The following is a 22,353-nucleotide window of genomic DNA, read 5'->3' on the forward strand; positions in this document are numbered from 1 at the left end:
CAGCGTTTTCTGACTGCACGGGCTCCTGCCCGCGCTTGACCGTGCTGTGCTAGAATCGTGGAAATACTTTTGCGATCATATATATACTGGCAATCCAGTGAAGCCAACCAATCCGTGTCACCTGTGAGGGGATTGGCTTGACCTTTATTCTACCTGCCATTCTCCATCCCTGGGCCCGATGTCCAAACCTCCCGCGCCGGCCGGTCTGCTGCTGCTGATTACCATCCTGTATGCGAACGGGATTCTGGCAGCCACCATGTATCTGCCGTCGCTGCCCACCATTGGCGCGCAACTCTCTGCGCCGGCTGAGGTTCTGCCCATCACCCTGACGGCCTATTTCCTCACTTTCGCCGGCGGACAGCTGCTGTTCGGCCCCCTGAGCGACCGCTACGGCCGCCGGCCGCTGCTGCTGGGCGGGCTGGCGATGATGGTGGTCGGATCCTCCGCCTGCGCGCTGGTCGACAGCCTGCACGGTCTGCTCTGGGCCCGCGCCGCCCAGGGGCTGGGCGCCGCCAGCGCTATGGCCATCGGCCGTGCCATCATCAACGACGCCTATGAACGGGCCCAGGCCGCCCGCGCCACCTCGGTGATCAGTGCCGCGATGGCGATTGCGCCGATCGTTTCGCCGCTGCTCGGCGGCCTGATCGAGCATTACATCGGCTGGCGCGCCAATTTCTGGATCAGCGGCGGTATCACACTTACCGTCATGCTGGTGCTGATGCAGCGCATGCCGGAAACCTATACGCCGGGGCTGAACAGCGGCCCGCTGCTGTCCGGCATCTTGCGTGCCTACGGTTTCCTGCTGGGCAGCCGGATTTTCCTCACCTTCGGCCTGCTCAACATGGCGATTTTCGCCGGCCTGCACGGCTTCAGCGCCGCGGCGCCTTCGGTGCTGATCGTCAGCATGGATCTCGATCCGGTCAGCTTCGGCGTGCTGATGTCCTTCGGCAGCGCCGGCTTCTTCGTCGGTGCGGTGGCGTCGTCCTGGCTCGGCGCGCGGCTTGGCCTGCGCCGCATGGTGGATCTCGGCGTGATCTGCATGGTGGTGGGCGCCCTCGGCCTCGCCCTGTGGGTCGAGGTCTTCGGCCCCAGCATTACCGCCATCGTGGTACTGCGCACACTCTGGGCCGTCGGCATGGGGCTGGCGCTGCCCAATTCTGTGGTGGCGGCGGTCGGCGTCCACCCTGCCGCGATCGGCGCCGGTGCGGCGCTGTCGGGTTTTCTGCAGACCATGGGCGGCATCATGGGATCGGCGGTGAATGCCCTGTCCCCGGCCGGCGACGCTTTTTCGCTCGGCTTCGCCTTTGCCTGCACCGCGCTGTTCGGCGCCGTGGTGTGGTGGTTCAACCGCAATGTCGCCGCGCCGGCGATCAAAGCCGGCTGACTGCTCAGGCTTCGGGCTTCAGCACCGCCATCAGTTCGCGCCATTCGCGCGCGCTCAGGCCCGAATTGGCCTGCTCGACCTGCTCGCCCGCCAGCATGCGGCGTACCGCCTTGATCGCCGTGGCCGAGAGCGCCGCGCCGCCGATACGGTATTCGCGGAAGGCGTCGTAGCAGGCCGGCACCCAGCGCTTCACCGTATCCAGCATGGCTTCGGCATAGACGCGGATTTCATACTGCGCATGGCTGTCGGCGCGTAAGGACAGGAAGTGCAGCAGGTTCAGCAGGTCGGTCTTCCAGTACCACTGGGTATAGAAGTTGACCGTCAGGTTCATGCGCGCCAGTTCACGCGCTAGGCCTTCGCGGCCCTCGTCGCGTTTCGAACCGTCCGGCTTCTCGTTCAGCATCTCTTCATAGGATGCATAGCTCTGCATCGCGTCGCGCTTCAGCAGGTCGAGCACGCGGGCGGCTTCCGGCCCGGTCAGCACATCGCCGCGGCCCTGGCGGTTCGAGCTCGACTGCGCCGCCAGCTGGTCCGGCGCGGGGATGTAGAACTCGTTGTCGAGGATCGAATAGCGCGCCGAGTATTCATTCACATTGGCGGTGCGATGGCGGATCCACTGGCGTGCCACGAAGATCGGCAGCTTCACGTGATACTTGATCTCGCACATCTCGAACGGCGTGGTATGCCGGTGCCGCATCAGGTAGTTGATCAGGCCGCGATCCTCGCTGACCTTCTTGGTGCCGCGGCCGTAGGAGACGCGGGCCGCCTGCACCACGGCCGAGTCGTCGCCCATATAGTCGATGACACGGACAAAGCCATGGTCGAGCACGTTGAGCGGCTCGTACAGGATTTCCTCCAGCGCCGGCACGGTGGCGCGGCGGGTGGTCTGGCTCTGGCTGCGCAGGGCGGCGATCTCGGCGGCCTGCTCCGGCGTCATGGTCATGCGGCAAATCTCCGGGCAATACCGGCGACTCGGGCCGCCGGGCGAAAGCAGGAGGTTATAGACCGGCACCCCGAGTCCGCCCAAGCCCCGGAAAGACCATCCGGCCAGGGCCCTTCAAAAACTCCTCCGGACACCCTAAATTACCCCTGTCGGGTAACCGACTATGGCGATAAACGCCGTGCGGAATAGGCGTTACGGACCCGGGGGCAGTACCCGGCGCCTCCACCATGAGCCCAGACCACCCGCCAAAGCGGGGCTTACTCTGGGTTGATGCTGGGGGCGAATCAGGCTCGACGTGCGCAGTAAAAACACGGTTTTTGCCCGGCATGATACCGCCGTTATCGGGTCAACCTCTAAGTGCCAACGACAATCGCGTTGCACTCGCTGCCTAACAGGTAAGCGCGGCTCGGGGGGCGCCGGGCAACAGAAGCCCCCCACTTTCCTCCAGGCGCCCATTTTCCGACAAGGATGGGGACATTAGCTGTGGATGACCACGGCGACGGCCCGGCTTGGAATTGAACCCCCTGGAACAGCGGGGTAAAATGGCGCAATCGAGTTTCCGAGAAGATCAGTCATGGCCGGCAAGCTGCTCGACTACAACCTCCTGGTGGAAACCGCGCTGCGTGGCGCGGTGCGCGAGGCGCTGAAGCGCGTCGCGGAGTTCGGCCTGCCTGGCAACCACCATTTCTACATCACGTTCCGCACCGACCAGCCCGGCGTCGAACTGCCGGAATATCTGTATGAGCGCTACGCGGAAGAGATGACCATCGTGCTGCAGCACCAGTATTGGGGACTGGAAGCGCATGAGGACTGGTTCCAGGTCACGCTCAGCTTCAACAAGGTGCCCGAACGCCTGGTGATCCCCTATGCGGCGATCACCGCGTTTGCCGATCCCAGCGTGCAGTTCGGGCTGCAGTTCCGCGTCACGCCGAATGCCGAGACCCGCCCGTCGATGGCGACGCCGGCGCCGATCGGCAACGCGGAGCAGCCCGGCAAGACCGAGGATGCCGCCGACGCGCCCGCCACTGACGAGGCGGCCGAGCGCAAGACCGGCGACGTGGTCGCGCTGGACGCCTTCCGCAAGAAGAAAACCTAGACCACCGCCTTTCTTTTCCGGCTCCCGCTCAAGGAGCCGCGTACCAGCCCCGGAGACGACAATGCCCGAGTTCCGCTACGAGGACCTGCTTCCGCTCGGTCCCGACACCACACCCTATCGCAAGATTTCCAGCGACGGCGTCGACGTCATCACGGCGGCCGGTAAAGAGATATTGCAGGTCAGCGACCAGGCCTTGAGCGATCTCACCTTCAACGCCATGCGCGACATCGCGCATCTGTTCCGTCCCGGCCATCTGGCCCAGCTGCGCGCCATCCTGGCCGACAAGGACGCGTCGCCGAACGATCATTTCGTCGCGCTCGAGCTGCTGAAGAACGCCAATATCTCCGCCGGCATGGTGCTGCCGTCGTGTCAGGATACCGGCACCGCCATCGTGATCGGCAAGAAGGGCCAGTATGTCTGGACCTCGGGCAGCGACGAGGCGGCGATCTCGAAGGGCGTCTACCGCACCTATACCGAAACCAGCCTGCGCTATTCGCAGCTCGCGCCGCTGACCATGTTCGAGGAAAAGAACACTGGCACGAACCTGCCGGCGCAGATCGAGCTCTATGCCACCGAAGGCGACGCCTACAAATTCCTGTTCATGGCCAAGGGTGGCGGTTCGGCCAACAAGACCTATCTGTTCCAGCAGACGCCGGCGGTGCTGCGCGGCGACAATCTGATCAAATTCCTCGACACCCAGATCAAGACGCTGGGCACCGCGGCCTGCCCGCCATACCACCTCGCCATCGTGATCGGCGGGCTTTCCGCTGAACTGAATCTCAAGACCGCCAAGCTGGCCTCGGCCCGCTATCTCGACAACCTGCCGACCGGGGGCAGCGACACCGGCCATGCTTTCCGCGATGTCGAATTCGAGCAGAAGATTCTCGAACTGACCCGCGCCAACGGCATCGGCGCGCAGTTCGGCGGCAAGTATTTCTGCCACGACGTACGCGTCATCCGCATGCCGCGCCATGGCGCCTCCGTGCCGATTGGCATGGCGGTATCCTGCTCGGCCGACCGTCAGGCGCTGGGCAAGATCACCCGCGACGGCATCTATCTCGAACAGCTTGAGACCAACCCGGCGCAGTATCTGCCCGAACATGAAGACAAGCTGTCGACCGAGGTGGTCAAGATCGACCTCAACAAGCCGATGAGCGAGATCCGCGCCGAGCTGTCGAAATATCCGGTCAAGACGCGCCTTTCTCTGACAGGGACTCTCATTGTGGCGCGCGATCTGGCGCATGCCAAATTCGCCGAACGCATCGAGCGCGGCGAGGGGTTGCCCGACTATGTGAAGAACCACATGATCTATTATGCCGGCCCGGCCAAGACGCCGGACGGCATGGCTTCGGGTTCGTTCGGCCCGACCACGGCCGGGCGCATGGATTCTTACGTCGGCACGCTGATGGAAAACGGCGGCGGCTTCATCAGCCTCGCCAAGGGCAACCGCTCGAAGCAGGTGACCGAAGCCTGCAAGAAATTCGGCGGCTTCTATCTCGGCTCGATCGGCGGTCCGGCCGCGATCCTGGCCAAGAACTGCATCAAGCATGTCGAGCAGCACGAATATCCCGAACTCGGCATGGAAGCGGTGTGGAAGATCGAGGTGGAAAACTTCCCCGCCTTCATCATCGTCGACGACAAGGGCAACGATTTCTTCGCCAATCTGGCGTAACGAAAGACCCTCACCCTCCCACCGCTTCGCGGCGGGTCCCTCCCTCTCCCACTGCGTGGGCGAGGGGACGCAGAAGCCTCTCTGATTTTTCGGAGAGGCTTTTTGCTTTTCTCCCTCTCCCGCTTGCGGGAGAGGGTTGGGGTGAGGGTGCTTTAACTGCCCGTTCCGTCCCATTCGGGAGTCTGTTACGTCCCATTCAGGGCCAGTTCCGTCCCGTTTCAGCCCGTTTCGTCCTGTTATATCCCGCATAAACCCTTGGCAGTCCGTGCCAAGTCATTGATTTCCCGAGCCACGTTGTCCAACAGCGACGGCCTTTGCCGTTCAGAGTCATTCGTACGCTTACCCGTGTGTGCGAACAAATGTTCTTAATATAGGAATATTAGCAGATAATCGGGCGGATCGCAAGGAAAGCCCTCGCCCCCGCAGTGGTGAGGGAGAGGCCCGGTCGCGGCGCATCCTGTCGTCGCGCGAGAGACGGTTAGCGTTGCGACAGTTTTTCGACCACAGCATCGAACAGCAGGCCGCTGACTGCGACGACCTCCTTTCGCGATACACCGCGATGCAACAGCGAAACCACGCCTTGAGATGCTGCCCACACGGCAAGTGCCGCAGCATCCACCGGCGCCCGGAAGCGGCCCATATCCACCAGCCGCTGAACGCGGGCGTGCATCAGCGCGTAAGAATCGGCGAGCACTTCGGGGCGCGCGAGGACGTGATGCGAGAGAAGCGCGTGAAGCGCTGGACGCTTGAGCGCAAACTCGACTGCGACGTCCCAGCCGTCACGGAGCTGGTCCAGCGGATCGGCCGAAGCCGGGGCCCGCTGCTTGCGTCGCATGAAATCGGCCAGTCCATGCCGGATCAGGGCGCGTTCCAGTCCATCCTTGTCGCCAAAATGGTGGTAGAGCGTCGGCGACTTGATGCCCGCAGCCTCGCACACGGCACGGGTCGTCAGGCCCTCCGGCCCTTGTGCCTCAAGCAGGGCTGAAGCTGCGTCCAAAATCACGGTTTCGGTATCCATCGTCGTCCTCGGCATTCTCGCGCACGGCATTTGACTTCACTATATCAATGATATATAAAACGTATATCTCTGATATAGGAGACGTTTCATGACTTCTACATTCCTGGTCACGGGTGGCTCTGGTTTCGTTGGCGGCCGGCTCATCGAACGGCTCGTTGCCAAAGGCTATCAGGTCCGGGCACTGGCCCGTAGCGACGACGCCATCCGAATCGTGCAAAAAAGGGGAGCCAAGCCGGTGCGCGGGTCGCTGAACGACGTCGCCTCGTTGGCGCACGCGGTTCGCGGCTGTGACGTGGTGATCCACGTGGCGGCGTACTTTAAGCTGTGGGGCGACCCTGCCGAGTTTGAGCGATCCAACGTCGACGGCACGGCCAATCTGCTGCAGGCGGCGGCGAATGCGTCCGTCCGCCGTTTCGTGCAACTGGGTGCGGCTGCGGTGGTGATGGGCGATATGACGCCGATGCTGCGCGCCGACGAGTCGCTGCCGCGCCAGGAGCGCTCATGGGCACCGTACAGCGCGTCCAAGGCGCGCAGCGAAGCGCTCGTGCTCGCAGCCAACCGTGACGGTGTGTTCGAAACCGTTGTCGTACGCCCGCCGATGATCTGGGGGGCCGGCATGCCGACTCTGGACCACATGATCGAGACGGTGAAAGCGGGCCAGTTCCGCTGGGTAGACAGCGGGTCGCAGGCCATGTCCACGGCGCATGTCGACAATGTCTGCCATGCGCTCGAACTCGCCATCGAGAAAGGTCGTGGCGGCGAAGCCTATTTCGTCAGCGACGGAACCGACACTACGCTCAAGGGGCTGATCTCCGCCTTGCTGCGGACGCGCGGCATCGAACCGCCGCGCGCTTCGGCGCCGCTGCCGGTGGCCTGGGTCATGGCCAGCGTGATGGAATGGGTTTGGCGCACATTTTCGCGCCAGGGCGAACCGCCGATCACGCGCCAGATGCTGCGTCTCATTGGTGAGCCCTTCACGCTGGACATCGGTAAGGCGCAGCGCGACCTGGGCTATCAGCCCGAGGTGTCGCCGGAACAGGGACTCAGGGCTATGCAGGGCGCCTGAGGATGCGCGGCTGCTAAGGCGTGTGGCGCGGCCGGGAGGATAGCGTCTCATGTGAGGGACTTACAGCCCCATATAGGCCTGTCGCACGCGGTCGTCATGCAGCAGATCCTGGCCGCTGCCCTGCATCACGATGCGGCCGTTTTCCAGGACGTAAGCCTGATCCGCCAGTTTCAGCGACACGGCGACATTCTGCTCGACCAGGATCACCGTCATGCCGCGCTGCGCATGCAGCAGCCTGATGATGCGGAAGACTTCCTGCACCACGGCGGGTGCGAGGCCCAATGACGGCTCGTCAAACATGATCAGGTCGGGCTGGCCCATCAGGCAGCGGCCGATGGCCAGCATCTGCTGTTCGCCGCCCGACATGGTACCGGCCAGCTGGTCGCGCCGCTCGGCCAGACGCGGGAACAGGCCGAAGACCTCGTCCAGCGTCGCTTTCTCCTTGCCGCGTGCCCGCGGCAGCAGCGCGCCCATCTCCAGGTTCTCGATCACGGTGAGGCTGGGGAAAATCTGGCGGCCCTCGGCGACCTGGCCGATGCCGAGGTTGCAGACTTTATAACTGGGCAGACCGCCGATCTGTGCGCCCTTGTAGCTGATCTGGCCGCGCCGCGGCGTTTCGATGCCAGCGATGGTACGGATCAGTGTCGACTTGCCGGCGCCGTTGGCGCCGACGATGGCGACGATGCTGCCCTGCGGCACCTCCAGCGAGACGCCGTCCAGTGCCTGCGCATCGCCGTAGAAGACGTCGAGGTCTTTCAGGCTGAGGCTGCTCATACCTCGGCCTCCTCGCCCAGATAGCATTCCAGCACGGCCGGGTCGCGCACCACCTGTTCGGGCGCGCCATCGGCAATGATCTGGCCATGATGCAGCACCACCACATGCTGCGACAGCGCCATCACGGCGCGCATCACATGCTCGATCAGCAGGATGGTCAGCCCCTTGCGGTTCAGGTCGCGGAACACCGCCACCATCTGGTCGGTCTCGGTCGGGCGCAGGCCCGCCATCACCTCATCGAGCAGCAGCAGTTTGGGATCGGTGGCCAAGGCGCGCGCCACTTCCAGCCGCTTGCGTTCGGGCAGGGTCAGCTGCGCGGCCGGCTGGTCGCGCTTGTCCAGCATGCCGAGCTGGTCGAGCACGCTTTCGGCCTTCTTCTTCGCCGCCCGCGTGCTGCTTTCGTTGCGCAAAGCGCCGACGATCACATTCTCCAGCGCGGTGAGATCCTTGAAGGGCTTCACGATCTGGAAGGTGCGGCCGATGCCGGCATGGCAGATCTGGTCGGGCCGGAGCCCCGCGATGCTGCGGCCGTCGAACAGGATGCTGCCTTCGTCGGGTTTGAACACACCGGCAATCATGTTGAAGCAGGTGGTCTTGCCGGCGCCGTTCGGGCCGATCAGGCTGACAATGCCGCCCTGCGGCACAGTCAGCGAAGCCTCACTCACAGCTTTCAGGCCGCGGAAGCTTTTCGAGATGCCGTCGACCGTGAGAAGAGCGGTCATAGCCGTTCTCCCAGCCGAAGCCATTTGCGCAGGGGCGGCCAGATGCCGTTCGGCAGCCACATCACGACGATCAGCAGGCAGAAGCCGTAGAAGAGCAGCTTCACGCCCGGCAGTTCATAGCCCAGCGCCACCATGATGTCGTTCAGCACCTCGGCCAGCGCGGTCAGCACGAAGGCGCCGAGGATCGGCCCGAACAGCGAGCCGACGCCGCCGATGATCGGGCCGAGGATCAGTTCGATCGAGCGGTTCATGCTGAAAATCTGCTCGGGGAACAGGTTGTTGTAATAGAAGGCGAAGAACACGCCGCTCAGGGCGGTCATGCCGGACGAGATGGCGACGGCGATCATCTTGCAGCGGAAGATGTTGATGCCGAGCGTCTGCGCGGCTTCGGGTTCCTCGCGGATCGCCAGCCAGTAATAGCCGATGCGGCCGGTCAGCAGCCAGCGGCAGAAGATGAAGGCCAGCACGGTGATGCCGAGCAGGATGTAATAGAACATCGTCGGCGAGCCGCGCAGGTTGAGCACATCGTTCACGCTGTACTGCGCCACCGGCAGGAAGAAACCGCCCGAGCCGTTCACCCACATGAAATGGTCGAAGCCGACGCGGGTGAATTCGGCGAAGGCGATGGTCAGCAGTGCGAAATACACGCCGCCGATGCCGAAGCGGAAGGCGAGGAAGCCGACCACCAGCCCGGCCGCCATGCTGATCAGAATGGCGATCCAGACACCCGCCCACGGCCCGATGCCGAAATGCACATAGAGCGCGGCGGCGGTATAGGCGCCGAGGCCGACATAGAGCGAATGGCCGAGGCTGAGCTGGCCGGCAAAGCCCATCATCACATTCCAGGCCTGGCCAGTGTAGGCGAAATACAGCACCAGGATCAGCACCGACAGGATGTAGTTGCCGACGAACAGCGGCGCGACCAGCAGGAAGGCCAGCAGCAGGCCGAGCAGAATCAGGGCGCGCTTCGGCACGCCGTCGAGCAGACGCGCGATCATGCTTTGCGTCCTAACAGGCCCTGGGGCCGGAACAGCAGAACCAGGATCAGGATGGCGACGCCGAACATGGTTTTGGCGGATGGTGCGAAGAAGAGTCCCGACATTGCCTCAGAGAGGCCGATCAGCACGCCGCCGAGCAGCGCGCCGGGCATCGAGCCGAGGCCGCCGATGATGACAATGACGAAGGCCTGCAGGGTGAAGACCGGCCCGATGTTGGGCGTGGTGTCGATCAGCAGGGTCATCATCGCGCCGGCGGCGCCGACGATGGCCGAGCCGATACCGAAGGTGAGGGCATAGAGGTGTTTGACGTTGAGGCCGACCACCAGGGCGCCGAGGTGATTGTCGGCGCAGGCACGGATCGCCTTGCCGGTGCGGCTCAGTTTGAAGAAGGCGAAGAGGCCTGCGGTGATGACCAGCGCCAGCACGGCGGTGATCACGCGCACCTTGTCGATCAGCAGCGGACCGACTTCGATGGAGTCGAGCGCATAGTCGACCAGCACGTTGCGGGCATCGGGCCCGAAGATTATCAGCAGGCCGTTGACCATGATGATGGCGACGGCGGCCAGCAGGATGAACTGGCTGTGTTCGGGCCGGTTGATGAAGGGATTGATCAGCACCGTCTGCATCGCATAACCCAGTGCGAACAGCAGGACGGCAATTGGGATCATCGAGATCAGCGGGTCGATATTCCAGGCGCCGAAAGCGACGATCGCGGCATAGGACGCGATCGTCATCATCTCGCCATGGGCAAAATTGACCACGCGGACCACTCCGAAGATGACCGACAGGCCCAGGGCCATCAGGCCGTAAACCAGTCCGGTCAGGATGCCCTGTACGGCAACGGTAAGAATCAAATCAGCAGGCATCGGTTTCTTCGAAGGGTCTCGCGTGGGGTATGACGATCAGGTGCGCTTCTGCCAGCTTGGCATCGGCAGGGTCAGGTTGTCTTCCGCGATATCCAGCGGCAGCACGACCTTCGGGCGCTGGTCGAGATTCTGCAGCGTCACCGACTTGATGTTGACGTTCTGGCCCTTCTCGTTGAACTGCAGCGGACCGCCGGCCATCACATGGTCGGTGAGGTTGGTCTTGCGGATCGCATCGGCCAGCGCCGCGCCGGCCGTGCTCTTGGCGGCATTATGCGCCAACACGGCGACCATGACGGCTTCAAACGAGAAGCCGACATTCAGCTCGAACAGTTCGCCCTTGTAGGTCTTGGTGAATTGGTCGAGCAGCTTCTGCGTCATGGCCGAGCGCGGATTGTACCAGGGCACGTTGGTCAGCAGGTAGTTCGAGAACTTGCCCAGCGTCTTGTAGAACTGGCCTTCGTAGAAGCCCGGCGCGCCGGGGCTCATCACGATCTTCGGCTCCCAGCGCTGCTTCACCATCTCGCGCACCATCAGGATGGCGTCGTTCAGGCGGGTCACCGGCATCAGCAGTTCGGCGCCGGTCGCCTTGGCCTTGGCGATTTCGACCGACAGATCCTTGGCCTGCGGATCGTAGGCGATCGTCTCGACGATCTGGAACGGCAGGTTGAAGCGCGGGGCCATCGCCTTGATGGCGCCGGCCATCGACTGGCCGAAGGTGTCGTTCACATGCATGAAGACGGCGGTCTTCGGCGTGATGCCGCTCTTCTCGAACACGCTTTTCATCAGGTTCAGGCCGTCGCCGACCAGCATCGGCGCGGTCGGGAAGTTGCGGAACACGAACTTGTAGCCCTGTTCGGTGATCTGCGGCGCCGCCGCCACGTTGATGATGTAGGGCACGCCTTTCTGCTCGGCGACCTGGGCGATGGCCGAGGACTGACCGCTGTCGAAAGCGCCGATCAGCACGTTGGCGCCGTCGTTGATCAGTTTCTCGGCGCGGGCGCGGGCCACGTCGACATTCGACTCGGTATCGGCGTTCATGATCTCGACATCGGCCTTGATGCCGAGCTGCTGCAGCACCTTCGGCGCCAGGTCGATGCCGCGCTGGCAGGCGATGCCGAGCTGGGCCTGGAAGCCCGAGCGCGGATGGATCGAACCGATCTTCAGTTTGCCGGTCTGCGCTTTCACGATGTTGAAGGGCGCGGAACCGGCGACCAGTGCGGCGCCGGCCGCGGATGCCGCGAACTGGCGGCGAGTAAGCTTGATGCTCATGGTTTCCTCCGTTTTTACCCGTTATGCCTCAGGACAATGATGCGCGCCGTCTGGCAGGGACGGTGCGTTTGGTGCGCGATGCTACTGGATCATCTTCGGCGTCGGAAAGCCCTGCCTCGCGGCGTTCCTCGGCGATGGGGGCGGGAGCCGCGACGAATTTATGCAAAAGTTGCATCAGGGTACGATGTTCGTCCGGGCTCAGCACCTTGTTGATCAGCATGTCGTGCTGCTGCACCCGGGCGACGAATTCCGCCATGCGGCGCTCGCCGTCATGAGTCAGGAACAGGCCATAGGCGCGGCGGTCATGCGGATCGGCGCGGCGCTCGACCAGACCGAGGCGTTCCAGCCGGTCGGTCATGGTCATGGCGCCGGAGCGGGCGACGCCGAGCGCTTCGCCCAGCCGGCTCTGCTGGATGCCGGGGTTGCTCCGCACCAGCATCAGCGCCGAGAACAGCGCCGGGCTGACGCCGGTATCGCCCATGCGGCCGTAGAAATCCTCCCACACCCGCAGCTGCGCGAGGCGGAGCAGATAGCCGACATGATTGGGCAGCGTGCCGTAGTCGACGGCGCGGCTTTCGCTGCGCCGTTCGGATCTGGCGCCGCTGCGGGTGGCGGCGCTGCGCATCGGCGCTGGCACGGTGATCAGTCCTCCCCGGACATCCCTGACCGGGCTTCTGGCGGCCCGGGCGAATTCCTGTGCGGCAGATTGTAGCGGGGAATAACAGTAATGCAAGCGAACGAATTTGCCGTTGCCCAGTGAGTACAACAGGACTGGACCCGTCACGCCAGCGTCATGGTCGGGCGCCAGGCTGCGAATCGCCCGGCGCAGATGCGCCGGCCCCAACCTGCCCGGCCGGTCTGGCTTCCCGCCCTGACCGGTCTTTTTTGGCTAATAAGTGATCAGGCCGACCTGGGTTTGCGGCGTTCGTCGCCGCTGCGGCGGCTCGGCCGCTGGCGGCGTTCCTGCTCCGGCGGCAGCGGCATTTCCGCCCGGCGGTCGATCACGCGGCGGCGTTCGGCCAGGCGCCGGCGATCCGGGCCGACGAAGCCCGGGCTGCGGATGAACCGGCGCGGCACCTGCAGCACATGCATCAGGCGCAGCACCAGGCTTTCCATCGACAGCGGCTTGCGCACGATCTCGTTGACGCCGGCATCGCGCGCGGCCGCCACCAGGGTCGCATCGGGCGCGGTGGTCATCAGGATGATCGGCAGCGGATCGCACTCGCGGCGCAGCCGGCGGGTCAGCGTCAGGCCGTCGCTGCCATTGGTGCCGGGCAGCTTGTGGTCCAGCAGCACCACGCTCGGCCGCTGCTCCACGATCAGACGCATGGTCTCGGCGGCGGTGCTGGCCAGCACGATGGAGGGAAAGCCCATGCCGAGCAGGACATCGCGCAAGGTGCGGCGCAGGCCGCGATCGCCCTCGGCCACCAGGATGGTGGAGCGGCGGAAGGCGCTCGGGTCGATGCGGCGGGACTTGGGCTCTTGGATGGTCATGCTGGCGGGACTCAAGGGATTCTGACCCTCAAGCTTCGCCATGCATCGTTAAGGAAAGGTGTGCGCGCCGCGATTTCAGTCGCGGAGCAGATCGTTAATGGATGTTTTCGAGCGGGTCTGGGCGTCGACGCGCTTGACGATCACGGCGCAGTACAGCGACGGGCCCGGCGTGCCGTCGGGCAGCGGCTTGCCCGGGATATTGCCCGACACCACCACGGAATAGGCCGGCACGCGGCCGACGAAGACCTCGCCGGTGGCGCGGTCGATGATCTTGGTGCCGGCACCGAGATAGACGCCCATGGAAAGCACGGCGCCTTCCTCGACGATCACGCCTTCCACCACTTCGGAGCGCGCGCCGATGAAGCAGTTGTCCTCGATGATCACCGGGTTGCCCTGCAGCGGCTCCAGCACGCCGCCAATGCCGACGCCGCCCGAGAGATGCACATTCTTGCCGATCTGAGCGCAGGAGCCGACGGTGGCCCAGGTATCGACCATGGTACCGCTGTCGACATAGGCGCCGAGGTTGACGAAGCTCGGCATCAGGATCACGCCCGGCGCAACATAGGCACCGCGACGCGCCACCGCGCCCGGCACGGCGCGGAAGCCGGCGGCGCGGAACCGCTGCTCGCTCCAGCCGGCAAATTTCGACGGCACCTTGTCGAACCAGCTGGCGCCGCCCGGGGCGTCGCTGATCAGCATATTGTCGGTCAGGCGGAAGCTCATCAGCACGGCCTTCTTGGCCCACTGATTCACGCTCCATTTGCCATCGACCTTTTCGGCGACGCGCAGCTTGCCGTCGTCGAGCGCGTTCAGCGTGGCATCCACCGCGTCGCGCACTTCGCCCTTGGTCTGGAAATTGACCTGGTCGCGCGCCTCCCAGGCGGCATCGATCACGGGCTGGAGCTGCTTGACGAGGGCGGCGTCGGTCATGGCGGAAATCCTTGCGAAATGCGGGTTCGGCGAGATCGCGCGACAATAACCGGCCGGATTTTCGAGTCAACCCGGAGGGACGTTTCTAGGCCGGCAGGGCGGCCAGGAAAGCGGTCAGGTCCGGCGCGGTGTAATGGATATGCGACTGGTCACCGGCGTCGGGCTTGGACCAGGCCGCTGCGGTCGGCACCCAGATGGTGGTCATGCCCAGTTCGGCGGCAGGCTTAAGATTGCGCGCCATNNGGCTTGGGCAGGTAGTCGGAGGCGACGATGTCGAACACCGCCTCGAAATGATGATGCACGCCGAGCTTGCGCATGATGCGTTCGGCATGCGCCACCGTGCCGTTGGTGTAGATCAGCTTGCGGCCGGGCAGGCGTTGCAGCTGCTCGGCCAGTGCCGGCATGGCGGCCACGACGCTCAGGTCGATGTCATGCACGTAATCCAGAAAGGCGACCGGGTCGACGCCATGTTCGACCATCAGGCCGCGCAGGGTCGTGCCGTGTTTCTGGAAGAAGTATTTCCGTTTCTCCGCCGCAGCAGTGGCATCGAGCGCAAAGGTGGTCGAGATGAACTCACCCATGCGCTGCTGCACCTGGTCGAACAGCGCGCATTCGGCCGGATAGAGCGTGTTGTCCAGATCGAACACCCAGGTATGGGCATCGCGGAGGGCGGCGCCTGACAACGGGGCTTTGGCGGATTGGGAGGGTGTGGATGGCGAGGAGATCACGGTATCGCAGCTTAGGGGCTTCCGGCTAAAATGGCGAGCATCCGGGCGGCAACGCCCGCCAGCGAACCGAGGACGGCTTTGGGTTTGGGCAGGGCAGCACAGGACACCGCAGCGCAGGGCATGGGGCTCGATCCCGCCCTGCTGGTGCCGCAGTTTCCCGGACCCGCCGCCCTGCTGGCCGACGATGGCGCCGCGCTGGTGGCCAATGCTGCTGCCGCGCCGCTGCTCGATGCACTCGCCGAACAGAAGCTGCCGGGCCTGGCTGCTGCGATGACGGCCGCGCTACGCGACGGCCAGATGCGGCAGGACCGTGCCGACCTGCCGGGTCCGCGCGGCGGCACGGCCTTGCAGGTGACACTGATTCCGATGGGCGATGGAGCGGAGCGCCGTGTGCTGCTGCTGGCGCGCGATGGCACGCTGGAGCGCAACCTGATCAATGCGCTGATGCAGTCGCGCCAGCTGTTCAAGGATCTGGTCTCCTGCTCGACCGATTTCGCCTGGGAGACCAAGGCCGACGGCCGGCTCGGCTTCGTCTCGCCGCGCGGCGCGCTGGGCTACACGGCGCGCGAGCTGGAAGGCCGCAATGCGCGCGAGCTGGTGGCGGCGCATACCGCCGATACGCCAGTGCCGGCCTTGCTGCCCTTTGAAGCGCAGATGCCGCAGGATGTCGCTGAGATGTTCCTGCAGCGCAAGGATGGCACGGTCGGCTGTTTCGAAGTCTCCTGTCTGCCGGTGCGCGATCCGCAGGGCAACTGGCTCGGCGCCCGCGGCGTGGCGCGCGATGTGACCGAAGCGCGCGAACGCGTCGATGCGCTGCGCCGCGCCCACAAGCAGCTCAATAAACTCGCCAGCACCGACGGTCTCACCGGGCTGCTCAACCGCCGCGCCTTCCTTGCCGAACTGGAAAAGCGGCTCGGCCGCCATCTGCGCAACGGGCTGCGCGGCACGCTGATCTATTTCGATCTCGACAATTTCAAGAAGGTGAACGACCTGCGCGGCCACAAGGTCGGCGACGACGTGCTGACGCATGTCGCCGATGCGGCGAAGCGACTGATGCGCGGCGTCGATCTTGCGTCGCGTATCGGCGGCGACGAATTCCTGCTCTGGCTGGAAGAGACCGACCGCAGCGCGGCGGAATCGATCAGCCAGCGTCTGCACGAGATCGGCCGCGAACTGGATGCGCTGTTCGGCGTCGAGGGTTTTCCGCTCGGCCTGTCGGTCGGCGCCGTGTTTTCCCGGCTTGATGAAGCGGAGACTACCGAGGCGCTGATCGCCCGCGCCGACGAGGCGATGTATGCCGCCAAGAAGGGCGGCAAGGGGCGCAGTCATATCGCACCGCTGCCGGATCACGAGGGTCAGACGTGAGCGGGATCGATTACGAAAAGGCGAAGGCGCTGGCGGCCTCGGCGGATGCGGCCGAGCGGCTCAAGCTTGCCACCCGCACCGATACGCAGCCTGAAATCCTCTACTATCTCGCCATCGACCAGGCCGAGGAAGTGCGCCGCGCCATCGCCGACAACGAGGCGACGCCGGCGCAGGCGCATCTGCTGCTGGCCAACGATTCTTCGGAAGAAGTGCGCCATCGCCTGGCCGCCAAGGTCGCCCGCCTGCTGCCCGACCTGCCCGAAGACGAGGCCGGCAAAGCGCGCGAAGTGGCGATCCAGACGCTGGAACTGCTGGCGCAGGACGAACTGTCGCGCATCCGTGCCGCGCTGTCGGAGGCGCTGAAATCCGCCGTCAACGTGCCGCATCACCTGGTCAAGCAACTCGCACTCGATGTCGAGGTGATCGTCTCGGCGCCGGTGCTGCAATTCTCGCCGCTGCTGACCGATGACGACCTGCGCGAGATCGTCTCCGGTTCGGCGCATTCCGGNNGTGGCTGCGCTGCTGGCCAATGACTCGGCGCAGATCCGCGAGGAAACGCTCGACCTCATTCTCGATTCCGCCCCCGGCATCGAAACCTGGCATGAGCCGCTGGTGCAGCGACCCAACCTGCCGGGTGGCGCGGCCAAGCGGATCGCCGGCTTTGTCGCCGGCTCGCTGCTCAAGCTGCTGGCCAGCCGCAAGGATCTGTCGGCGGATACGCTGGCCGAAGTGAGGCAGGTGATGGAAAAACGCCTGGAAGTGACGCTGGAGGAAGCCGACACGGAAACCGACGCGCAGACGCCCATGGCCGAGGCCGAGGCGAAAGTGAAAAAGCTGATCAAGGACAAGAAGCTCGACAGCGATATGGTGCAGGATGCCATCGAACGTGGTGACAGGAATTTCGTGCTGCAGTCCCTGATCCAGAACGGCCGTATTCCGATGTCGGTGATCCAGAAGGCTTTCGACGTGCGCAACGGCCGGCTGATCACAGCACTGGTCTGGCGCGCGAAATTCTCGATGCGCACCGCCGTGATGGTGCAGCGCGACCTCGCCCGCGTGCCGCCGCGCATGATGCTGAATGCGCGCAATGGCTCGGACTATCCGATGTCGGAAGCGGAATTGCAGGATCAGCTGAAGATTCTGGGATTGTAGACGGCCCTCACCCTCCCGCCGCTGACGCGGCGGGGCCCTCCCTCTCCCACAAGTGGGAGAGGGTAAGGCGCGGCATTCACTCCCTCTCCCGCTTGCGGGAGAGGGTTGGGGTGAGGGTGTCTTACGCCGCGCTCTTATCCATCTCGTCGACACAGACCGCCAGGTGGGCTCCTCCGGCCAATTATTAGGTGTCATGCCCGGCCTTGTGCCGGGCATCCACGACTTTCTTTTGTTGTGGGAGAAATAAGGCGTGGATGGCCGGAACAAGTCCGGCCATGACAAAAAATGACCTAAGCCGCGCTTTCGTCCACCACGCGCAAATTCGTGCGCCTCGCCTCGCGCAGGCGCAGCAGCTGTGCCGCTGTCGCAATGGCGATCTCGCCGGGATGCTTGCCGTTCACGCCATCGATACCGATCGGGCAGGTCAGCTTGTCGATCTGCGTATCCGTCAGTCCCAGTTCGCGGAAGCGCTTGAGGAAACGTGCGCGTTTGGTCTCCGAGCCGATCAGGCCGATATAAGCGAAGCGGTCTTCCAGCAATGCTTTGGCGGCAATGCCGAGGTCCATCGCATGGCTGTGGCTCATGATCAGCAGCCAGGCATCGTCGGGCAGGCTGCTGACCTCGCGTTCCGGCGCGTTGCTGATCTCGATCTCGACGCCCGGTGGCACATGGCTGGGGAATTCGTCGGGCCGCGGATCGATCCAGCGGATGCGACAGGGCAGGGCGGAGAGAACCTGAACCACGGCCTTGCCGACATGGCCGGCGCCGAACAGCGCGACCGTGAAAAGGTCTGGCCGCTGCGGCTCAAACAGCAATGTCATGGTGCCGCCGCAGCATTGCCCCATCGAAGGGCCGAGCGGGAATTTGCGCAAACTCGGCCCCTGCCTGTTGCTGAGCATCTGGCGTGCGATCTCGATGGCGCGGAATTCCAGGGTGCCGCCCCCAATGGTGCCGACGGTCTCGGCGGGCGTCACCACCATCTTGGTGCCGGCTTCGCGCGGTGCCGAACCGTCCGTGGCAGCCACCGTGATCAGGACAGCGGGAATGCCGCGCGTTTCCAGGTCGCTCAGGGCGTTGAGCCAGCTGCTGCTCATGTGCCGGCCGCCATATCGGTTGGTATCGTCATGGCCTTTTGCTTCGCCGCTTCGATGGCCAGCAGCACGCGTTCCGGCGTTGCCGGCGCGTCGAGATGCACCTGTCGCGTACCGGCCGCAGCAACCACCGCATCCTTCAGTGCCAGCCAGCCCGAGATGCCGAGCATCAGCGGCGGTTCGCCCACGGCCTTGGAGCGGAACACCGTGTTGGCGGGATTGGCGCGACCGGAAACGAGCTGCACGCGAAAATCTTCCGGCAGGTCGCGCGCGGTCGGGATCTTGTAGGTGCTGGGCGCATGGGTGCGCAGGCGGCCTTTATCGTCCCACCACAGCTCTTCCATGGTGAGCCAGCCGAGCCCCTGAATATAGCCGCCCTCGACCTGGCCGAGATCGATGGCAGGGTTGAGCGAGCTGCCGCAATCATGCAGCAGGTCGGCGCGGGTGAAGCGATACTCACCGGTGAATGTATCGACCAGCGCCTCGGTCGCCGCCACGCCATAGGCAAAGTAATAGAATGGCCGACCGCGTCCGCTGGCGCGATCGAAATGGATATCGGGGGTGGCGTAAAAGCCGGATGCTGCCAGCGACACGCGCTCCAGCCAGGCCTTGTGCGTCACTTCGGCGAAGGCGACGGACCTGCCGGCGGCGCTGGCCTGGTCATTGGCAAACACCACCTGATCGGGTGCGGCTCCCAGCATGGCGCCAGCCACGGCGGCCAGACGTTCGCGGATCTGCAGGGCGGCGGCTTGGGCGGCCTTGCCATTCAGGTCGGCACCGGCGGACGCGGCGGTCGCCGAAGTGTTCGGCACCTTGTCGGTGCGCGTCGCGGTGATGCGGATTTTATCGAGCGAGATGCCGAAGGTTTCGGCCACCACCTGCGCCACCTTGATATAGACGCCCTGGCCCATCTCGGTGCCGCCGTGATTGAGCTGCACCGAGCCATCTTCATAGACCAGCACCAGCGCACCGGCCTGGTTGAGGAAGGTGGTGGTGAAGGAAATGCCGAATTTCACCGGGGTCAGCGCCAGGCCCTTTTTCAGGTAAGGGCTCTGCGCGTTGAAGGCATCGATCTCCTGCCGGCGGCGCTTATAGTCGCTGCTCGCCAGCAGCTCGTCGAACAGTTCGGGCAGGATATTGTCGGTCACGGTCTGGAAATAGGGCGTGACGTTGTTGGCATCCTTGCCGTAGAGATTGGCGAGGCGGATCTCCAGCGGATCGCGGCCGAGATAGCGCGCGATCTCGTCGATCACATATTCAGTCGTTGCCATGCCCTGGGGCCCGCCGAAGCCGCGGAAGGCGGTGTTGGAAACAGTATTGGTTTTGCAGCACAGGCCGGTGATCGTCACATCCGGTAGCCAGTAGCTGGAATCGGCATGGAAGACGGCACGGTCGACCACGGCGCCAGTCAGGTCGGCGGCCCAGCCGCCGCGGCCCGCCAGCGTCAGGTCATAGCCGAGGATGCGGCCATCGCTGTCGAAGCCGACCTCGTAGCGCGACAGGAAATCATGCCGCTTGCCCGTGATGATCATGTCCTCGTCGCGGTCGAGCCGCAGCTTCACCGGCTTGGCCGTCTTGCGCGCCAGCACGGCGGCGATACAGGCGAATTGTGCCGCCTGCGTCTCCTTGCCGCCGAAGCCGCCGCCCATGCGCCGGCATTCCACCGTCACGCTGTGCATGGACGTGCCCAGCACGCGGGCGACCAGCTTCTGGACTTCGGAAGGATGCTGCGTCGAGCAGCGCACGATCACGTCGCCGTCCTCGCGCGGCTCGGCGAGGCTGGCCTGGCCTTCGAGATAGAAATGATCCTGGCCGCCGATATTCAGTTCGCCCTTTAAGCGATGCGGCGCTTTCGCAATCGCCGCCGCCGCATCGCCGCGTTTCAGGCCGAGCGGCGGCAGCAGGAAGCTCTGCTTCTCGATGGCCTCCGCGATGCTCAGGATCGGAGGCAGGTCTTCATATGTCACCTTCACCAGTCGCGCGGCGCGGCGCGCGGTCGGCAGATCGATTGCTGCAATTGCCACCACCGGCTGGCCATGGAATTCCACGGCACCCTTTGCCAGCATCGGTTCACCGCGCACCACCGGTGCGATATCGGGATCGCCGGGCACATCATCAACCGTGATCGCGGCAATCACGCCGGGCAGGGCAAGCGCAGCCGAGACATCGATGCTGAGGATTTTCGCATGCGTGCGCTCACTCAGATGCAGGGCAGCATGCAGCAGGCCTTCCGGCTCGGGCAGATCGTCGATATAGCGCGCCGTGCCAGCGACATGCTTGGGGGCGCTGTCATGCCTGATCGGTTTGTGGACGACAGCCGTCATTCTGCCGCCTCCGCTGTAATCGTCTTGCCGCTGCTCACCTCGACGCAGAATTTGCGCAGCAGGTTCTGCGCCGCCAGCAGGCGATACGCGGCCGAGGCGCGCATGTCGCTCATCGGTGTGAAATCGTCCGCCAGCGCCGCGACAGCGGGTTCGATCTCGTCGGGGGTGAAGCGCCGGCCGGTCAGTAAGCCTTCCGCCTTTTTTGCCCGTGTCGGCGTACCCGCCATGCCGCCGAAGGCCAGTCGCGCGCTGGTTACGGTGTCGCTATCCAGCGTGATGTGAAACGCCGCCAGCACGGCAGAGATATCCTGGTCGAAGCGTTTGGAGAGTTTGTAGATACCGACCCGGCTGGTCCTGTCGGGTTTGCGCACCGTCACGCTGGCGACGAATTCGCCGGGCTGCAACGCCGTTTTGCGATAGGCGAGGAAGAAATCCTCCAGCGGCATTTCGCGCGTGCCGGCTTTGCTTTGCAGCTTCAGCCTGGCGCCGAGCGCGATCAGCGCCGGCATGCTGTCGCCGATCGGGCTGCCATTGGCGATATTGCCGCCGATGGTGCCGGAGTTGCGGATCTGTGTCGAACCCAGCCGCCGCACCATGCGGGCGAAAGCCGGATGCAGGGTGTCAATGGCGCCAAAGGCATCCGTGTAGGTGACGCCGGCGCCGATCTCGATGGTGTCGCCGTGATCGGTGATCCGCTGCAGTTCCGTCACGCGGCCGAGATAGACGAGGCTGCGCGGTACGCGATGCTGCTTGGTTACCCACAGGCCCACATCGGTGCCGCCGGCCAGCATCCAGTTATCGCCTAGCGGAAGGTTGTGCAGCAGCTCGGCCAGTTCATCGGCCGTGCGCGGCGCGAGGAAGCTGCCTTCGGGCGTGGAATGGTCCAGCATCCGTTCGCGCGCCAGCCCTGACAGCTGCTTCACAAGCGCAGCCTCCTGCGGCGCGAAGCGGTCATCGCGGCCGGCCTCGTACATCTTCGCACCGGCGTCCAGGATCGGGCGATAGCCGGTGCAGCGGCACAGATTGCCAGCCAGTGCATCCTTCAGGCTGCTGGCGTCGGCCTTGTCATGGGTCTTGAAATAGCCGAACAGCGACATGACGAAGCCGGGCGTGCAGAAGCCGCATTGCGAGGCATGCGTGTCCACCACGGCCTGCTGCACCGGATGCAGATGTTCTCCGTCAGCCAGATCGTCGACGGTGAACAGCGCTTTGCCATCGAGCTGGTGCACGAAGAGGATGCAGGCATTCACCGCGCGGTGCCGCAGTTTGCCGTCCGGTGTGGCCTCGGCCACAACGACGGTGCAGGCGCCGCAGTCGCCTTCGGCGCAGCCTTCCTTGGAACCGGTGCGGCGCAGCCGCATGCGCAGATACTCCAGTACCGTCATGGTGTGGGGCACATCGGGTGCCACCGTCACCACCTGGCCGCGCGATACGAACCTCACGGGTTCGGACATGCTGCCT

Annotated in this window: 21 protein-coding genes and 1 other RNA gene; 7 read left to right on the top strand and 15 right to left on the bottom strand. The window is 64.5% G+C overall.

The window, feature by feature from the left end:
* The first annotated feature begins 178 nt into the window (after positions 1–178).
* Positions 179–1,384: a multidrug effflux MFS transporter gene (locus CTR53_RS13535; protein WP_290814260.1), complete on the top strand. Its 1,206-nt coding sequence runs from the start codon at positions 179–181 to the stop codon at positions 1,382–1,384.
* Positions 1,385–1,388: 4 nt separating this feature from the next.
* Here the strand turns inward: CTR53_RS13535 and thyX are convergent, their stop codons facing one another.
* On the bottom strand, positions 1,389–2,327 hold the full coding sequence (gene thyX / locus CTR53_RS13540; RefSeq protein WP_290814262.1) for an FAD-dependent thymidylate synthase: 939 nt from the start codon (positions 2,325–2,327) through the stop codon (positions 1,389–1,391).
* Positions 2,328–2,436: 109 nt separating this feature from the next.
* Between thyX and ssrA the strand changes: the two genes are divergently transcribed.
* The 3 genes from ssrA (at position 2,437) to CTR53_RS13555 (ending at position 5,095) form a co-directional block, all read left to right on the top strand.
* Positions 2,437–2,766, top strand: a transfer-messenger RNA (tmRNA) gene (gene ssrA, locus CTR53_RS13545).
* A gap of 135 nt (positions 2,767–2,901) precedes the next feature.
* Positions 2,902–3,423: an SspB family protein gene (locus tag CTR53_RS13550; protein WP_290814264.1), complete on the top strand. Its 522-nt coding sequence runs from the start codon at positions 2,902–2,904 to the stop codon at positions 3,421–3,423.
* Positions 3,424–3,484: 61 nt separating this feature from the next.
* Positions 3,485–5,095 carry a fumarate hydratase gene (locus CTR53_RS13555; RefSeq protein WP_290814266.1) on the top strand — a complete coding sequence of 537 codons (1,611 nt, stop codon included), beginning with the start codon at positions 3,485–3,487 and terminating at the stop codon, positions 5,093–5,095.
* Positions 5,096–5,573: 478 nt separating this feature from the next.
* Here CTR53_RS13555 and CTR53_RS13560 read toward each other — a convergent pair whose 3' ends face one another.
* Complete coding sequence (locus tag CTR53_RS13560) at positions 5,574–6,113, bottom strand: TetR/AcrR family transcriptional regulator (protein ID WP_290814269.1); 540 nt, start codon at positions 6,111–6,113, stop codon at positions 5,574–5,576.
* Between the two features lie 88 nt (positions 6,114–6,201).
* On the opposite strand from CTR53_RS13560, the gene CTR53_RS13565 reads away from it, so the two are divergent.
* Complete coding sequence (locus CTR53_RS13565; RefSeq protein WP_290814271.1) at positions 6,202–7,179, top strand: NAD(P)-dependent oxidoreductase; 978 nt, start codon at positions 6,202–6,204, stop codon at positions 7,177–7,179.
* A 60-nt stretch (positions 7,180–7,239) separates the two neighbouring features.
* Here CTR53_RS13565 and CTR53_RS13570 read toward each other — a convergent pair whose 3' ends face one another.
* From CTR53_RS13570 to CTR53_RS21295, 10 genes are all read right to left on the bottom strand, one after another.
* Complete coding sequence (locus CTR53_RS13570; RefSeq protein ID WP_290814273.1) at positions 7,240–7,953, bottom strand: ABC transporter ATP-binding protein; 714 nt, start codon at positions 7,951–7,953, stop codon at positions 7,240–7,242.
* Entirely contained in the window at positions 7,950–8,675 is a 726-nt protein-coding gene (locus tag CTR53_RS13575; RefSeq protein WP_290814275.1) for an ABC transporter ATP-binding protein, read from the bottom strand. The genes CTR53_RS13570 and CTR53_RS13575 overlap by 4 nt, the downstream gene beginning before the upstream one ends.
* Positions 8,672–9,673 (bottom strand): branched-chain amino acid ABC transporter permease, encoded by a 1,002-nt coding sequence (locus CTR53_RS13580; RefSeq protein ID WP_290814277.1) that lies wholly within the window; start codon positions 9,671–9,673, stop codon positions 8,672–8,674. Before CTR53_RS13580 ends, CTR53_RS13575 begins: the two co-directional genes overlap by 4 nt.
* Positions 9,670–10,539 (bottom strand): branched-chain amino acid ABC transporter permease, encoded by an 870-nt coding sequence (locus tag CTR53_RS13585; protein ID WP_290814280.1) that lies wholly within the window; start codon positions 10,537–10,539, stop codon positions 9,670–9,672. Before CTR53_RS13585 ends, CTR53_RS13580 begins: the two co-directional genes overlap by 4 nt.
* A gap of 36 nt (positions 10,540–10,575) precedes the next feature.
* Complete coding sequence (locus tag CTR53_RS13590; protein ID WP_290814282.1) at positions 10,576–11,808, bottom strand: ABC transporter substrate-binding protein; 1,233 nt, start codon at positions 11,806–11,808, stop codon at positions 10,576–10,578.
* A 28-nt stretch (positions 11,809–11,836) separates the two neighbouring features.
* Positions 11,837–12,445, bottom strand: coding sequence for a MarR family winged helix-turn-helix transcriptional regulator (locus tag CTR53_RS13595; protein WP_290814284.1), 609 nt, complete (start codon positions 12,443–12,445; stop codon positions 11,837–11,839).
* A gap of 263 nt (positions 12,446–12,708) precedes the next feature.
* Positions 12,709–13,302, bottom strand: a complete 594-nt coding sequence (locus CTR53_RS13600) for a response regulator (protein WP_290814286.1) — start codon at positions 13,300–13,302, stop codon at positions 12,709–12,711.
* A 75-nt stretch (positions 13,303–13,377) separates the two neighbouring features.
* Positions 13,378–14,232, bottom strand: coding sequence for a 2,3,4,5-tetrahydropyridine-2,6-dicarboxylate N-succinyltransferase (gene dapD, locus CTR53_RS13605; RefSeq protein WP_290814288.1), 855 nt, complete (start codon positions 14,230–14,232; stop codon positions 13,378–13,380).
* A gap of 85 nt (positions 14,233–14,317) precedes the next feature.
* Entirely contained in the window at positions 14,318–14,473 is a 156-nt protein-coding gene (locus tag CTR53_RS13610; RefSeq protein WP_290814290.1) for a hypothetical protein, read from the bottom strand.
* A complete protein-coding gene (locus CTR53_RS21295; protein WP_367158978.1) occupies positions 14,457–14,915 on the bottom strand; it encodes a pyrimidine 5'-nucleotidase in 459 nt (152 codons plus the stop codon). Before CTR53_RS21295 ends, CTR53_RS13610 begins: the two co-directional genes overlap by 17 nt.
* Before the next feature lie 165 nt (positions 14,916–15,080).
* Between CTR53_RS21295 and CTR53_RS13615 the strand changes: the two genes are divergently transcribed.
* Positions 15,081–16,325 carry a sensor domain-containing diguanylate cyclase gene (locus tag CTR53_RS13615; protein WP_290814293.1) on the top strand — a complete coding sequence of 415 codons (1,245 nt, stop codon included), beginning with the start codon at positions 15,081–15,083 and terminating at the stop codon, positions 16,323–16,325.
* Positions 16,326–16,835: 510 nt separating this feature from the next.
* Complete coding sequence (locus tag CTR53_RS13620; RefSeq protein WP_290814294.1) at positions 16,836–17,477, top strand: DUF2336 domain-containing protein; 642 nt, start codon at positions 16,836–16,838, stop codon at positions 17,475–17,477.
* 290 nt (positions 17,478–17,767) lie between these two features.
* Here CTR53_RS13620 and xdhC read toward each other — a convergent pair whose 3' ends face one another.
* Genes xdhC through xdhA form a run of 3 tightly spaced genes read right to left on the bottom strand, consistent with a single transcriptional unit; the run spans position 17,768 to position 22,346 of the window.
* Positions 17,768–18,571, bottom strand: coding sequence for a xanthine dehydrogenase accessory protein XdhC (gene xdhC, locus CTR53_RS13625; RefSeq protein WP_290814296.1), 804 nt, complete (start codon positions 18,569–18,571; stop codon positions 17,768–17,770).
* Positions 18,568–20,892, bottom strand: a complete 2,325-nt coding sequence (gene xdhB / locus CTR53_RS13630) for a xanthine dehydrogenase molybdopterin binding subunit (RefSeq protein WP_290814298.1) — start codon at positions 20,890–20,892, stop codon at positions 18,568–18,570. Before xdhB ends, xdhC begins: the two co-directional genes overlap by 4 nt.
* Entirely contained in the window at positions 20,889–22,346 is a 1,458-nt protein-coding gene (gene xdhA, locus CTR53_RS13635) for a xanthine dehydrogenase small subunit (protein ID WP_290814300.1), read from the bottom strand. Before xdhA ends, xdhB begins: the two co-directional genes overlap by 4 nt.
* Positions 22,347–22,353 lie beyond the last annotated feature (7 nt).

This window comes from Ferrovibrio sp., assembly GCF_002796975.1.
GTDB lineage: Bacteria > Pseudomonadota > Alphaproteobacteria > Ferrovibrionales > Ferrovibrionaceae > Ferrovibrio.